14 protein-coding genes are annotated in these 14,489 nt (G+C 59.6%); 1 reads left to right on the top strand and 13 read right to left on the bottom strand.

The genetic code is table 11. The features are described 5' to 3' along the window. The first annotated feature begins 36 nt into the window (after nucleotides 1-36). Nucleotides 37-879 carry a hypothetical protein gene (locus T9A_RS09175; protein WP_035247364.1) on the top strand — a complete coding sequence of 281 codons (843 nt, stop codon included), beginning with the start codon at nucleotides 37-39 and terminating at the stop codon, nucleotides 877-879. Here T9A_RS09175 and T9A_RS09170 read toward each other — a convergent pair. From T9A_RS09170 to plsX, 13 genes are all read right to left on the bottom strand, one after another. Beyond that, complete coding sequence (locus tag T9A_RS09170) at nucleotides 844-2,487, bottom strand: S1 family peptidase (protein ID WP_035247361.1); 1,644 nt, start codon at nucleotides 2,485-2,487, stop codon at nucleotides 844-846. The two genes, T9A_RS09175 and T9A_RS09170, sit on opposite strands and share 36 nt — an antisense overlap. A gap of 281 nt (nucleotides 2,488-2,768) precedes the next feature. Further along, complete coding sequence (gene rmuC, locus T9A_RS09165) at nucleotides 2,769-4,106, bottom strand: DNA recombination protein RmuC (RefSeq protein ID WP_035247359.1); 1,338 nt, start codon at nucleotides 4,104-4,106, stop codon at nucleotides 2,769-2,771. Then, on the bottom strand, nucleotides 4,103-4,894 hold the full coding sequence (locus T9A_RS09160) for a TatD family hydrolase (RefSeq protein ID WP_035247357.1): 792 nt from the start codon (nucleotides 4,892-4,894) through the stop codon (nucleotides 4,103-4,105). The genes rmuC and T9A_RS09160 overlap by 4 nt, the downstream gene beginning before the upstream one ends. Nucleotides 4,895-5,085: 191 nt before the next feature. Beyond that, entirely contained in the window at nucleotides 5,086-5,433 is a 348-nt protein-coding gene (locus T9A_RS09155) for a PilZ domain-containing protein (RefSeq protein WP_035247354.1), read from the bottom strand. Between the two features lie 90 nt (nucleotides 5,434-5,523). After that, a complete protein-coding gene (locus T9A_RS09150; protein WP_035247352.1) occupies nucleotides 5,524-6,537 on the bottom strand; it encodes a DNA polymerase III subunit delta' in 1,014 nt (337 codons plus the stop codon). Nucleotides 6,538-7,051: 514 nt separating this feature from the next. Further along, complete coding sequence (gene tmk / locus T9A_RS09145) at nucleotides 7,052-7,678, bottom strand: dTMP kinase (RefSeq protein WP_035247349.1); 627 nt, start codon at nucleotides 7,676-7,678, stop codon at nucleotides 7,052-7,054. Next, a complete protein-coding gene (mltG, locus tag T9A_RS09140) occupies nucleotides 7,675-8,733 on the bottom strand; it encodes an endolytic transglycosylase MltG (protein ID WP_035247346.1) in 1,059 nt (352 codons plus the stop codon). The genes tmk and mltG overlap by 4 nt, the downstream gene beginning before the upstream one ends. Nucleotides 8,734-8,899: 166 nt before the next feature. Next, nucleotides 8,900-9,700: an aminodeoxychorismate lyase gene (gene pabC / locus T9A_RS09135; protein WP_035247343.1), complete on the bottom strand. Its 801-nt coding sequence runs from the start codon at nucleotides 9,698-9,700 to the stop codon at nucleotides 8,900-8,902. Beyond that, nucleotides 9,700-10,938: a beta-ketoacyl-ACP synthase II gene (fabF, locus tag T9A_RS09130; protein ID WP_198030650.1), complete on the bottom strand. Its 1,239-nt coding sequence runs from the start codon at nucleotides 10,936-10,938 to the stop codon at nucleotides 9,700-9,702. The genes pabC and fabF overlap by 1 nt, the downstream gene beginning before the upstream one ends. 245 nt (nucleotides 10,939-11,183) lie before the next feature. Continuing rightward, nucleotides 11,184-11,417 carry an acyl carrier protein gene (acpP, locus tag T9A_RS09125; protein WP_035247337.1) on the bottom strand — a complete coding sequence of 78 codons (234 nt, stop codon included), beginning with the start codon at nucleotides 11,415-11,417 and terminating at the stop codon, nucleotides 11,184-11,186. A 186-nt stretch (nucleotides 11,418-11,603) separates the two neighbouring features. Then, on the bottom strand, nucleotides 11,604-12,335 hold the full coding sequence (gene fabG / locus T9A_RS09120) for a 3-oxoacyl-ACP reductase FabG (RefSeq protein WP_035247334.1): 732 nt from the start codon (nucleotides 12,333-12,335) through the stop codon (nucleotides 11,604-11,606). Between the two features lie 2 nt (nucleotides 12,336-12,337). Further along, nucleotides 12,338-13,267: an ACP S-malonyltransferase gene (gene fabD, locus T9A_RS09115; RefSeq protein WP_035247332.1), complete on the bottom strand. Its 930-nt coding sequence runs from the start codon at nucleotides 13,265-13,267 to the stop codon at nucleotides 12,338-12,340. Between the two features lie 89 nt (nucleotides 13,268-13,356). Continuing rightward, entirely contained in the window at nucleotides 13,357-14,382 is a 1,026-nt protein-coding gene (gene plsX, locus T9A_RS09110) for a phosphate acyltransferase PlsX (RefSeq protein WP_035247329.1), read from the bottom strand. Nucleotides 14,383-14,489: the final 107 nt, after the last annotated feature.

Below are 14,489 nucleotides of genomic sequence, written 5' to 3'. Positions count from 1 at the left end.
CGGGTCCTCGAATAAGTGTTTGCACACGGAGTCACCATGAGTCGACAACTGGCCTTTTATCAATGGATCTGCCGCCGCCTTCAGCGCGACGAGCCGTTCAGTGGCCAGCCAAGTGCCGACCTGGACAGCCTGCGTACCGTACTGAAACCCTGTGATGTGCTGCTGGTGGCCGGGCATAGCAATGTGGACCGTACCTTCAAGGTAATCGGCGACAGCCGCTTCGCCCGGGCGGTGCTTTATGTTGGTCGACTTCATGACGTGGCGGACCCGGCCCTGCGTGCCCTGCTGGGGGATTACACTCCCTGCGAACCCGATACCCAGCTGGTGATTGATGCGCGGCTGGAACGGGGCCTGATCGTGGAGCCGCTGTCCGCCCTGGAAGGCCGCCAGATCCGTGTCTGCCGGGCCCAGGGACTGAGTGACAATGAAGCCCAGGACGTATTGCGCTATGCCATCAGCCGGATCGGCGCTGGCGGCAGCCAGTCCTGGGCGGCCCTGGCACTATTGACCCTGATGCCCTGGCGATGGCTGCCGCTGCGCTGGCGCATCAACCTGTTTCGGCGCTGGGCCGGGGAGCTGGCCCGGGCACTGACTGGCACCGTGGTCGCAGATGCGTTCAGTTTCGTACAGTTCCCGGTGCTGCCGCTGGTAAAAGAAGATGGCTCCGGTAGCCGCCTGCTGCGGTTACAGCCACGAGCCATCACCGCCGCGGATTTCGATCACTCGCCCTACTTCGAGATTATCAAGGCGCCGTTCCAGTTAACGGAGATTCCCAAGGGCATGGATGCGGTGCCCTGGAAAGGCAATCAGGGCGCGCTGGCGCCGGAGCGCCAGCGGCACCTGTCACTGGTGGAGCCGTCGAGCGGCAATCAGGGCTAGGCCCAGCAGCGCCAGGAACGACAAGCTGCCACCACTACCGCCACCGCCACCACCACTGTCATTTCCTGTCGTATTGCCACCACCGCTACTGGCGCTACGAGCTTGAGCGGGCCGAGTATAGGCTTTGCTGTCACCGGTTGGAAAATCACCATTATCGGTCCATACCTGCACTGTCATGGGGTCATATCCCTCCCCTGAAAGCAGCAGTTGCTGGGTCACAAACTGCTCCGGCCCCAGGTCCCCAAGACCGCACTGAACACTACGACTGCCACTGCAGTTGCCCGGCATTTCAACGGTTTCCCACCCTGCAGGCAAGATGAAGCCCAGTCTCACCCGCGCCGCTGTCTGATGAGTCGCCGCATTGCGCACCAGAGCGCTGACACGAACATGGCCATCGCTACCCCGGTTGGTGGTCAGACTGAGCACCACATCCGGCTCGTTACTGAATACCAGATTGAACGCTTCGCTGCGCAAACTGAAGTAATCATACGAGTCGCTGATCGGGCTTACTCGCACCTGATCAGCCCAACGGGACGGGGCCTTCAGGGTAACGGCATAAGTGGCGCTGGTCTGTCCCAGTGCCAGGAACAGACTGTTTCGACAGTCGGTGTAGCCCGTGTAGGTCCGGCAGGAAAGGCCCGGTACCGCCACAGACAGACCGGGCTGATGCTCGATACGCAGGCCCACATTGCGGGCGTCATTGCGGGTACTGGTATTGGCAATACGCGGATAGAGGGTCACCGCACTGGACATGTTGCGGTACTGATCACCGTTGAGGCCTTCTGTCTGTAGATCCACCAGTCCGCCGGAGGTGGTCTCTTCCAGCCAGGGCAGGTATCTATCCACGCGGCTATAGACCGCCGGCACACCATCGGTGGCACAGGTTTCATGGCCGTAGCTGGTCACACCCACCAGCCACTGCTGGTCATCCTTGCGGTAAACCAGCGGCCCGCCGCTATCGCCACGGCAGGAATCCTGCTTCTGACCCTGAGGGTTCATTTCGCCGGCACAAATCTGGTTGCCGGTGAGATTGCTCCACTGGCTGGCGCAGTAATCCGGCGACACAAAGTCCAGATCCGCTTTCTGCAAAGTCTCGGTCAGGGCAAAACCATCCGGGGTGGTGGAACCCCAGCCCAGCACTTCCAGGGCTTCATCATGGTTGCCCAGCGCCAGCTCGGTAACGATGTGCGGCTTGGCCATATCCAATGGCTTGAAGCGGCTCGGCGCCGCCAGTTTGAGCAGGGCCAGGTCATTATGGAAGTGGGTGGCATTGTAGGCCGGATGCACCTGCAGTTCGGTTACCGTCAGTTGTTCCGGAGCCTCTGTGCTGGTGCGATTAACGTTGCCAAGGGAGACAAACAGCATCTCTGCCTCGACACTGGCCACACAGTGGGCGGCAGTCAGCACCCAGCGGGGGGCAATCAGAGTGCCGCCACAGAGCGTCGCCGAAAAATTGGGATTGCCGGACCGGCTGATTTCCACTTCGGCCATCCACGACCGCACCTGTGTGACATCCTGTCCCCCGATGACCCGGGGTTGAGCTTCCAACGCCGATACCGTCTGAACCAGACCCGCCCCCAGAAGCAGGGCCACTATCAAACGACACATAAAATTACCCTCAGTTAGCGTTTCGTTACGCAACGTATACTAACTAAGGATTTTGGCTTATACCTGTGACCTGGTTCTGATATTAGAACGATGGCACCCAAGTGCCAGAAGATAACCAAAAATGACCACCGAGTCCGGTCATTTTGTCGCTATTTTTGTCGTTTTTTACGACATATAGCGTCATATTGCGCGAAGTTTTACTGCATATTTTTTATCATGCAAAACGTTTTGTATAAAAGCAACCTTTTACAACATTCACACCACATTGTCCGACTGACTTATCAGTCGGCACTGTCGTCCTGCAGGTCTTCAGAGTCGTCGTCATCAGCCGGTGCCGGCAGACTGCGACGAGCCTTAGCACCCAGATCTTTCAACTGGTGCGCCTGGCGCAACAGGTTGCCGTTACCACTGGTAAGACGTTTTTGGGTCTGCTCCCAGGACGATGTTGCCTTGGCAAGCTTGTCACCCACGTCTTCCAGGGATTCCGTGACCAAAGACACCTGATCACAGATTTTGCCGGCACGGGCGGCGATATCCAGGGCATTGCGGTTCTGGTACTCATAGCGCCAGATGTTCTGGATGGTACGCAACGTGACCAGCAAGGTGGTTGGGCTGACCAGCACGATGTTGCGGGCAAAGGCATCGGTGTAGAGGCTGGAGTCCTGCTCCATGGCCACCATGAAGGCGCCCTCGATGGGAATGAACAGCAGCACGAAGTCCAGACTGCGAATTCCTTCCAGTCCGCTGTAATCCTTGATATCCAGGCCTTTGATATGACTGCGCAGAGACATCAGATGATCACGCAGGGCCTGCTCCCGCTCTTCACTGGTGGAGGCCGATGACAGGCGCTCATAGGCTACCAGGGAGACCTTGGCATCGATCACCACGTCCTTGTTCTCGGGCAGGTGGACAATGGCATCAGGCAGGCGTCGCTGACCGCTCTCATCTTTCAGGGTGACCTGGGTTTCATACTCGCGCCCACGGGTCAGCCCGGACGATTCCAGCACCCGCTCAAGAATCATTTCCCCCCAGTTGCCCTGGGTCTTCACCTGCCCTTTCAGGGCATCGGTGAGATTGCGGGCGTCCTCGTGCATCTGCTGGTTGAGACTGCGCAGCTGACCCAATTGCTCGATCAGGGAAGCCTGGGCCCGGGTTTCGTCACTGTGGATCTGGTCGACGCGGCGGCGGAATTCAGCCAGTTGCTCACGGAACGGTTTGAGCATGCCGTCCAGCCCTTGCTGTTGCTGTTCCTGCAGCTGCTTGCCCCGTTGCTCGAAAATCCGTGCGGACAGGTTTTCGAATTCCTGCTTGAGCTGTTCGCGGCTCTTCTCCGCAAAGGTCAGTTTTTCTTCCTGGCCGGCCAACCGCTCTTCCAGCCGCGCCTTGTCGGAGGCCAGCTGCTGCAGACGGGACTCACTGTCCTGCAAACGGCGCTGGCTGGTGTCCAGCTGCTCGCGCAACAGCGGCACCTGGGCCAGCGGTTCCGACAGGGCCTGCTTCTCGGCCACCAGCTCCGCTTCCCGGCCAGCGCTTCGACGACGCTCCATCAGCAGCACCAGCAGCGCCGCAAAGACTGCGCCACCAAGGGCGGCCAGCCCCAGCATCAAATTCGGATTCATGGTTGCGCCTTGTTGAAGAGGGTAAAGAAATTGTCACGGGTAATGCGCGCCAGTTCAGCCACGTCGACCCCCTTTAGCTCCGCCACACATTCGGCCACCTGGGCCACATAGCGGGGCTCATTGGGCTTGCCCCGGAACGGTACCGGCGCCAGCCAGGGAGAGTCGGTTTCGATCAACAGGCGCTCCAGCGGCAGTGCCTTGACGGTGTCGCGCAGGCTTTCTGCATTGCGGAACGTGATAATGCCGGAGATGGAAATATAGAACCCCATATCGATGGCCTGCTGCGCCATATCCAGGTCTTCGGTAAAGCAATGCAGCACACCATGAACCTGCCCCTGGCCGTATTCTCTCAGCAGCGCCAGGGTATCGTCCTTGGCGCCACGGGTATGGATAACCAGCGGCAGTCCGGTCTCCCGAGCTGCCTGAATATGGGCAATAAAATACCGCTGCTGCCACTCCCGCTGCTCTTTGGCATAAAAGTAGTCCAGCCCGGTCTCGCCAATGGCGACCACTTTCGGGTGCGATGCCCTTTCTACCAGCTCACTGACCTGGGGCTCGCGGGACTCCTTGTAGAGCGGGTGCACGCCAACACTGGCATACACATGATCATGTTGCTCGGCCAGCGCCTGCACATCAGGAAAGGTTTCCAGGTCTACGCCAATGCACAACATGTGGCTGACCCCTGCCTCGACAGTGGCGGCCATCATGGCATCAAAGTCCCCGTTATGGGCGTCCAGATTGAGGCGATCCAGGTGGCAGTGGGAATCCACAAAAGCGACGTCAGACATTCAGTGCTCCGGCATGACAAACGCGGGAATTGTAGCGTAGATAGGCAACATGCGACACGCAGCACGCAACAACACGGGCAGGGTTTTTGTGTCACTAAACGCATGAGGCCGCGCTCAGGTTTAGGGCGCGGCCTCAAGGGTTTCAATGTGGAAAAGCGCTTATCGCGTTGTTGCGTGATGCGTGCGGCGTCCTACATCGTATGCGTCGGACGATCGGATTCCAGGGAACCGGCCAGATGGTTTTCGATGGTGACCCGGGCAGTGTCGTCCTGGTCGGAGAACTGCACGCCGATTCCGGCACTGCGATTGCCCTGGGCCCCTTTCGGGGTGATCCAGACCACCTTGCCGGCCACCGGGATCTTGTCGGATTCATCCATGATGTTGAGCAACAGGAAGATTTCCTCGCCCAGCTTGTATTGCTTGTCGGTGGGAATGAACAGGCCGCCATTGGTGATGAAGGGCATGTAAGCGGAATAGAGTACCGCCTTGTCCTTGATGGAAAGCGACAGGATGCCGCTGCGGCCGCCGGGCATTTTCATAGGGGAGAGCCTCGTGTGACATACCGGCTGTCCCCATGCCCGTCAGCGCATGGCACAGCCAGTAAGACTTTATTATTAATAGCGTAAAGATTAGTGGGCTGCCGCCGCAGCGTCAACGCCCACCAGCACCAGCAGCCACTGTTCGTAGAGCAGATCCTTGTTGGGGTTGGCACCGGACATCAATGCCCGTCGCCCTTCCAGTACCCGCTGGGCAGCGCGCAGCAGGCGCGCCGGCGGCACGGCACGGGACAGTCGGGTCAGCAAGGGCGCCAGTGATGCATCGGCGCTTTGCTGTCCTGAATAGGCCTGATTGAGGCAGCGGGACAACCAGCCATAGATCACCCCGGCCATTTCCGTGGGATCATGCTTTGACAGCATGGGGGACGCCTGAGCAACCGATTGACGCCCTTCCGCCACCGACACCAGCACCTCCAGCAAACGGGCTCGATCGGCAAACCACTCCGCCTGATCCAGGTCCAGGGCTCGCAGAGGCGCCCCCTGAGCCGCATCCAGCAACGAGCGGGCACTCTCCCCTACCTGGCCCTGTAACCACTCCAGAGCCTGCTCCTGGGGCGGCAGAGGCAGAATTCGCTGCTGACAGCGGCTGCGAATCGTCGGCAGCAACAGGGTCGGCTGATCGCAGACCAGCAACAGCAACGTCTGCCCACCGGGTTCTTCCAGGGTCTTGAGCAGAGCATTCTGGGCGTTGCGGTTGAGCGCTTCCGCTGGCGCGACAATGGCCACACGGTAGCCGCTGTACTGGGCGGTACGGGTGGCAAAGCCCACCAGCTTGCGCACCTGATCAATCTTGATCGCCCGGCTCTTGTCTTCCGGGCTGAGACGGTGGAGATCCGGGTGGGTGCCGGCAGCACTCAACTGACACCCCTGACACTGGCCACAGGGCAGTCCCCCGGCCGGGTTGTCACAGAGCAATGTCTGCGCCAGGGACTCCGCCAGCCGCAGCTTGCCGATCCCTTTTGCACCGCTGATCAGCAACGCATGGGGAAGCCTTCCCTGCTGATGCTGATCCAGCAGCTGGGCCATGGTGTCCTGATGCCAGGGGCACGGCACCTGGATACGGGCAAGGGTCTGTTGGCGGTTCATTCACACCTCTGCTGGAGTTCATTTTTTCGCTCAGCAAGGCGGAGGGAGTGCGGCATAATTATTCTATGTAAACGACCTCCAACACTGCTGAGCGGGAAAAGGGGCCCAGCCCTTCGGGTTGCGCCTGAAAAAGCGCCACTCGTCGTTACGAATCGCTCATTTAGAGCAACCAAACATCTCTCCTCGTGCCTGGCAGGCTGTTGAAAAGCCCCTTGTGTGCTCAGCGTGGCCTGAAGGGTGCAGCTGTTGTGTTTTGTCGCGATGGACAGGGTGGTTCCCTTTCCTAGCGACAGAGCGCAGCAGATGGGCCCTTCAGGCCGCGCCCTACGGGTCTTCCAGGCTGGCCCGCACTCGTTCTTGCGCTTTTTCGATGGATGGACATACACTTTCAAAAGCGCGCCTAGATTGCGAACCAGCCTGAAAGACTGAGCACGCAAGGGGCTTTTCAACAGCCTGCTAGATTGGCGCTTTTTCAGGCGCAACAGAGGTGCGAATGAACCGCCAACAGACCCTATTACTTCCATGTGAGCATTTCCTCCAGCAGTGGCTGTAGCTGGGCACGGACCTGATCCAGATCGCATGAGGCATCCAGCACCCGAAAGCGGTCCGGTTCATTGCCGGCCCGTTCCTGATAGCACTGGCGAATCCGCTCGAAGAACGCCCGGTCTTCCTGCTCGATGCGATCCAGAGCCGCCCGTTTGCCGGCACGGGCCATGCCCACATCCACCGGCACATCAAACAGCAGCGTCATGTCGGGCTGCGTATCACGCACCACCAGCGCCTCCAGGCGGCTAATGGCATCCTGGTCAAGACCTCGCCCTGCTCCCTGATAGGCCCAGGTGGCATCCACAAAACGGTCGCTCAGCACCCAGTCGCCCCGCTCCAGAGCCGGACGAATCTTTTCTGCCAGGTGCTGGGCCCGGGCGGCAAACACCAGCAGCAGCTCGGTATCATCCGCCATTTTTTCATCGCTGGGCGCCAGCAGTACGTTGCGGATGGATTCCGCCAACGGGGTGCCGCCCGGTTCCCGGGTCACCAGCACGGTCTTGCCTGCCTCGCGCAATCGGGTGGCAAGCCAGTCCAGGTTGCTGCTCTTGCCGGCGCCTTCGCCACCTTCCAGGGTGATAAAACGGCCCCTCACTGTGACCCCCCCGGCGAGGAGCGATAACCTTCGCGACGGCGTAGCTGATAGTCACGGACGGCCTTGCGGTGTTGTGCCAGGGTTTTGGAGAAGTAATGGCTGCCATCGCCGCGGGCAACAAAAAACAGGGACTCGGTTTCCGCCGGATTGACCGCCGCCTGGATCGCTTCACGACCGGGCATGGCGATGGGCGTGGGCGGCAACCCGGAAATCGTATAGGTGTTGTAGGGTGTGGGTCGGCGCAGGTCGGAACGGCGAATATTGCCATCATAGGCCTCACCCATTCCGTAAATCACTGTGGGGTCCGTCTGCAGGCGCATACCCTTGCGCAACCGGTTGGTAAAGACGCCGGCAATTTCCGGGCGCTCGTCCGGCACCCCGGTTTCCTTTTCAATAATGGACGCCAGTATCAGCGCTTCATAGGGGCTGTCGATGGGCAGGTCATCCGCTTTCTGCGACCAGGCCTCTTCCAGCAAGGCTTCCTGCCGCTCCAGCGCCCGGCGCAGGATGGTCAGGTCCGAGGTGCCACGGGTATAGAAATAGGTTTCCGGCGCAAACCAGCCTTCCGGATGCAGGTCCGGGCGGCCCAGCTTTTCCATGATCTGGTCATCAGTGAGACTGTCCAGGGTATGACTCAGGCTTTCCTGAGCCGCCAGCCGCAGGCGCAGCTCACGGAAGTTCCAGCCCTCCACCAGCGTCAGGCTGCGCTGAATCACTTCCCCGCGATCCATTTTTTCCAGCAGGCTGAGCAGGGAGTCACCGGGCCGCAAGCGGTACTCGCCCACATGCATGCGCCCGTCCATATCCGTCAGGCTGCTATAGATCCGCGCCCCTACACGGCGAAAATCCGCCTGATAGCCTTCGCCCAGCAAGCCGCGTTTTTTCAGCTCATGCAGCACCTGACTCAACCCTGCACCACGGGGAACCTCAACCACACTGGCCTCAGTCAGCGGCAAGGGCTGGTGCAAGTAGCTGCTGACCCAGGCCGTCACCAAAGGAACGGCGACCACCAGCAACACCACCAGCAGTCCGAAAATTCGAATTTTTTTACGCATGAGAGAAATTGTAGGGCCTGTGTTGCGGAATGAAATAAATTCTTTGCCAGAGCGGAACGATCGCCCTGAGGGAGGGGGGAGTCAGCGTGGCAAAACTCGACCTCTCAAGGCACTCATCACCGGGTAGCTCATGAATCCTGGTGTCTCAGGCAGGTTGGCAACGGTGTTACCGTGGCAGAAAAAGCGCATCCACAGAGTGCTGCAATTGCAGCACTGAATCCAGTACCGGCCACTGCCATTGCGCCAGTTTACGCACCGGGAGCACGCCGACAACACTGTTACACAAAAACAGCCCCTGAGCGTCGGCAAGCTGTGACAGCGGCCGCAGATCGCAGACCACATTTTCCCCCTGCTCCGTCAAATGCTCATCAAGCCACTCACGCATCACCCCCGCCACACCAGCCCGGGCCGCCTGCAGGTCCGGCGTCCACCAATGGCCATCCAACCGGGCGAACAGATTCATCGAGGTGGCTTCCAGCGGTTGGCGACGGGGGCTGAGCAACAGCCCTTCGTGCCAGCCATGGCGAGCCACTTCGCGGCGGGCCTGTACCTGGGGAAGACGGTTGAGGTGCTTGAGCCCGGCCAGGGACTCCGGGTGCAGTGGCTCACCACACAGCCCCAGCACAATGCCCTGCTCACGCAGCTGATGGGACCAGGCGGGCAGCGGACCGGCCTGCCATAACACCGTTGGCTTTGGGTTCGAGGGAGGCAGATAACCGCGTCCCCCCGGCCCCCGGGTCAAGATCAGCTTGACCACACCGGGCTTTCCGCCCAGAGCAGCCACCCCTTCTTCAAGGGCCGACAGATAACGCGTTTCCGGCAGGGATGGCAGCCCCAGCGCCCGGGCACCGCGCAGCAAACGCCGGAGATGCCAGGGCCAGAGTGGCACGGAGCCATCCGCCGTCACCCTCAGGGTTTCAAACAGCCCATCGCCATAGGCCAGTCCGCGATCACGAGGATCGACCATCACACCTTCTTGAACAGCAAGGTACCGTTGGTACCGCCGAAACCGAAGGAGTTGGACAGCGCATAGTCGATATTGCGCTGCTGGGCCGTATTCGCCACCAGATTCAGATCACAGCCCTCGTCGGGTTCATCCAGGTTGATGGTAGGTGGCGCAATGGAGTCACGAATGGCCAGGATAGAGAAGATCGCCTCTACCGCCCCGGCCGCTCCCAGCAGGTGACCGATCATGGACTTGGTGGAGCTCACCGCCAGTTTCTCGGCATGCTCGCCAAACAGGGACTTGATGGCAGCAATTTCCGCCAGGTCGCCCATCTGTGTGGAAGTGCCGTGGGCGTTGATGTAATCCACTTCCTGCGCGGCGACTCCCGCATTGCGCAGCGCATTTTCCATGGCTTTCATGGCGCCCACACCCCCTTCTGCCGGCGCGGTGATGTGATAGGCATCATCACTCATGCCGAAACCTGCCAGCTCGGCGTAGATGGTAGCCCCACGGGCCTTGGCGTGCTCGTAGTCTTCCAATACCACTGCACCGGCACCGTCAGCCAGCACAAAGCCATCACGGCCCTTGTCCCAGGGTCGGCTGGCGCCCTGGGGGTCATCATTGCGGGTGGACAGCGCTCGTGCTGCGGCAAAACCGCCCATTCCCAGCGGTGTGGAGCCTTTCTCGGAGCCCCCCGCTACCATCACATCCGCCTGGCCCAGCATGATCTGCTGGGCGGCAAAACCGATGTTATGGGTACCGGTGGTACAGGCTGTCGTGATGGCAAAGTTGGGCCCTTTCATGCCATACATGATGGCCAGATTACCGGCGATCATGTTGATGATAGTGCCAGGCACAAAGAACGGAGACAGCTTGCGCGGGCCGGAATCCAGCATCTTGCGGTGGTTGTCTTCAATATTGGTCAGGCCGCCGATTCCCGAGCCGAACGCGGCGCCGACACGGTCTGCATCTTCCTTGTCCATATCCAGACCGGCATCGCGGATGGCCTGAATCGCGGCCACCAGACCGTACTGAATGAAGACATCCATCTTGCGGGCATCTTTCGGGGACAGGTAATCGGCTATATCGAATTCCGGCACCAGGCCGGCAAAACGCGTGGCGAAGGATTCCGTATCGAAATGATCGATATTTCGGATGCCGCTCTTACCCGCTTTGATACCTTCCCAGGTGGAAGCCACATCCGCACCCAGCGGGGTCAACATTCCCAGACCTGTAATCACTACTCGACGTGACGTCACCCGAATACCTCCCATCCTTTATTGTTGGGGCACTAAGCACTAAGCGACAAGATTACTATAAAGAATCCCGATGCTCGTCGCCGTTGTGTAAGCAAAAATCAACATTCAGCCATGAAATAGCCGGAAGAGCAGCCTTCACGTTGCCAGCTCATGATGACAAACCCAAAGTGACTTCAACGGCAACAAAAAAGCCGCAAGTTCATTGAACCTTGCGGCTTTCCTGGTACTGCTTCAACAACTGAAACTCAGCTGTGGGCTTTGATGTAATCCACAGCGGACTGAACGGTGTTGATTTTCTCCGCTTCTTCGTCCGGAATTTCAGTTTCGAATTCTTCTTCGAGGGCCATCACCAGCTCAACGGTGTCCAGGGAGTCGGCACCCAGATCTTCAACGAAGGACGCTTCTGGTTTTACGTCTTCCGGCTTAACACCCAGTTGTTCAACGATGATTTTGTTTACGCGATCTTCGATGCTGCTCATGATCCTATAACTCTCCTGATTAATGGTGTGCTAGCACCTGTCAGCGGCTATTCTAGGTGAACGCTGTTTGCGCTTGCAACCCAACTGAGCCAGTGCCGTTACCTGAAGTTTTTCCAAATATTTTCTTCTGTAAAAACAGCGTATTAGACCGCTTTTTCAGAAACCCTCCGGTGCCCGTTTTTTGAGCTAACCGGTAAACATGCCGCCATTGACATGTAAAGTGGTCCCGGTGACGTAGCCGCCACCATCGCTGGCAAGCCAGCCAACTGCACTGGCAATTTCCCCAGGCTGACCCAAACGACCCAGCGGAATACCCGCCAGAAGCGCCTCTTTCTGCGCTTCCGGCAGAGCCTCCGTCATGTCCGTCTGGATAAAGCCCGGCGCCACGGAATTCACTGTGATGTTACGTGAGCCGAGCTCCCGCGCCAATGCACGGGTGAAACCTTCTACCCCGCCCTTGGCAGCGGCATAGTTCGCCTGGCCCGCGTTACCCATGGTACCGACTACGGAACTGATATTGATAATGCGCCCCCAGCGAGCCTTGGTCATGCCTTTCAGGCAGGCCTTGCTGACCCGATAGAGGGAATTCAGATTGGTGTTGATGACATCTTCCCACTCGTCATCTTTCATCCGCAGCATGATGTTATCGCGGGTAATCCCTGCGTTATTCACCAAGACCAGCGGCGCACCGAACTCGTCATTGATGCTCTTCACCGTGCTGGCCACGGATTCCTTGTCAGTCACGTTCAGCACCTTGCCGGCACCGTTGGCACCCAGTGCATCACCGATAGCCGCAGCGCCTTTTTCCGAGGTGGCAGTGCCAACCACGAAAAAGCCATCTGCCACCAGCTGCTCGGCAATGGCACGACCGATACCGCGACTGGCACCGGTAACCAGCGCGACTTTCTTTTCTGACATCCTTATTCTCCTTTCAGAGCAGCCTCGAAGGCCTCTCCGTTTTCCAGCGGCCGGGCAGCAATGTCCCGGTCAATCCGTTTGATCAGACCACTGAGCACCTTGCCCGGGCCGCATTCATAGACGTGGCTGACACCCTGCTCTTTCAGGGCCTGAATGGTTTCCACCCAGCGCACCGGCGAATAGAGCTGGCGAATGAGCGCCTCGCGGATCTGCTCCGGCGCGGTTTCCATGGCCACATCCACATTATTGATGACCGGCATTTCCGCAGCATGGAAGCTGGTGGCGTTAAGGGTCTCTGCCAGTTGATCCGCTGCCGGCTTCATCAGCGCACAGTGGGAAGGTACGCTAACCGGCAAGGGCATGGCCCGTTTGGCGCCGGCGTCTTTACAGGCGGCAATGGCACGCTCCACTGCGGCGGCGGAACCGGCGATCACTACCTGCCCCGGGGCATTGAAGTTCACCGCTTCGACCACATCGCCTTCGGCGGCCTGCTCACAGGCCGCGCGGACCTGATCATCATCCAGACCCAGCACGGCGGCCATCTTGCCTTCACCGGCGGCTACGGCCTGCTGCATCAGCTGTCCGCGGGTACGCACCAGGCGCACCGCATCGCCCAGGGTGACCACACCGGCACAGGTCAGCGCGGTGTACTCGCCCAGGCTGTGGCCAGCCAGCAAATTGGGGCGCGGACCGCCGCTCTGCTCCCACAGCCGCCACAGAGCAACACCTGCCGTCAACAACAGGGGCTGGGTGTTTTCGGTCTGGTTCAGGGCTTCCTGGGGACCATCCTGACAGAGAGCCCAGATATCCAGGCCGAGGGCGCCGGAGGCTTCCTGAAAGGTCTGCTTTACCGCCGGGCGGTCGGCAAAGTCAGCAAGCATGCCAAGGCTCTGGGAACCCTGACCGGGAAAAATAAAAGCAGTTTTGGACATTCACTATCCCCTTAAAGTGCAGGTCGCAGTATGCCGACTTTGCCATTGGCTGTCCGGCTCACCCTGCAACAAAGTATTAATGTACTGTTTCAGGCGTCCGCGCTATTGACCACTGGTGCCAGGGCATCGCGGATCAGTGCCGGCACATTGCGGCGGGCTTCCAGTTCGGCCACTTCCAGGGCACTGGCGAAGCCTTCCACCGTGGTGCCACCATGGCTTTTCACCACCACACCGCGCAGGCCAACCAGGCTGGCACCGTTGTATCGGTCCGGATCCATGCGCGACTTCAGACCACGAAACACCGGCAGGGCCAGCAAGGCGGACAGTTTCCGCAGCCAGGAACGCTCTGCCTCTTCACGGATCATGTTCTTGAGCATCTTGGCCACGCCTTCCATGGTCTTCAGGGACACATTGCCCACGAAACCATCGCAGACCACCACATCCGCTTCACCGGCAAAGATACCGTCACCCTCGATAAAGCCGGCGTAGTTAATGTTCGGTGCATCACGCAGCAGGCCGGCGGCCTCCTTGATCTGCTCATTGCCCTTGATGTCTTCCTCACCGATGTTGAGCAGGGCCACCCGGGGGTGGCGCACGCCATCCACCGCATTGACCAGCGCCTGCCCCATCAGGGCAAACTGCAACAGGTGTTCGGGTTCGGAATCCACATTGGCGCCCAGGTCCAGCATATGGCAGTGGCCGGACACGGTGGGAATGGCGGTACAGATGGCAGGACGATCCACCCCGGGCAGGGTCTTGAGCACGAAGCGGCTCACCGCCATCAGGGCACCGGTATTACCGGCACTGACCGCTGCCTGGGCGCGCCCTTCCTTGACCATATTGATGGCCACCCGCATGGAGGAATCTTTCTTCTGGCGCAGGGCCACGGCCACCGAGTCATCCATGGCCACCAGTTCGCTGGCGGGCTGGACCGTGATGCGGGCATGGCCATCGAGGCCAGCCTTGGTGATGGCGTCCGCCAGCGGTTCGGGCTGGCCGACGAGAATAATGTGCAGGTGTTCCTGGCGGGAAAGCATTGTTGCCACAGCGGGCACTGTCACGGCAAGACCGTGATCTCCCCCCATGGCATCCACCGCCAACGTCACAACCGACATGGGCTGTTTCCTTGTTATCAATTCAGCGGCGGCTATTCTGACAAATTTCCGCCCATGGAAACATGGTGGCTATCATCCACTTACAAAAAATCCTCCCGGAGGAGGAT

Source organism: Alcanivorax jadensis T9, assembly GCF_000756655.1.
GTDB classification, from domain to species: Bacteria; Pseudomonadota; Gammaproteobacteria; order Pseudomonadales; family Alcanivoracaceae; genus Alcanivorax; species Alcanivorax jadensis.
This window is presented reverse-complemented; position numbering and strand designations above follow the sequence as displayed.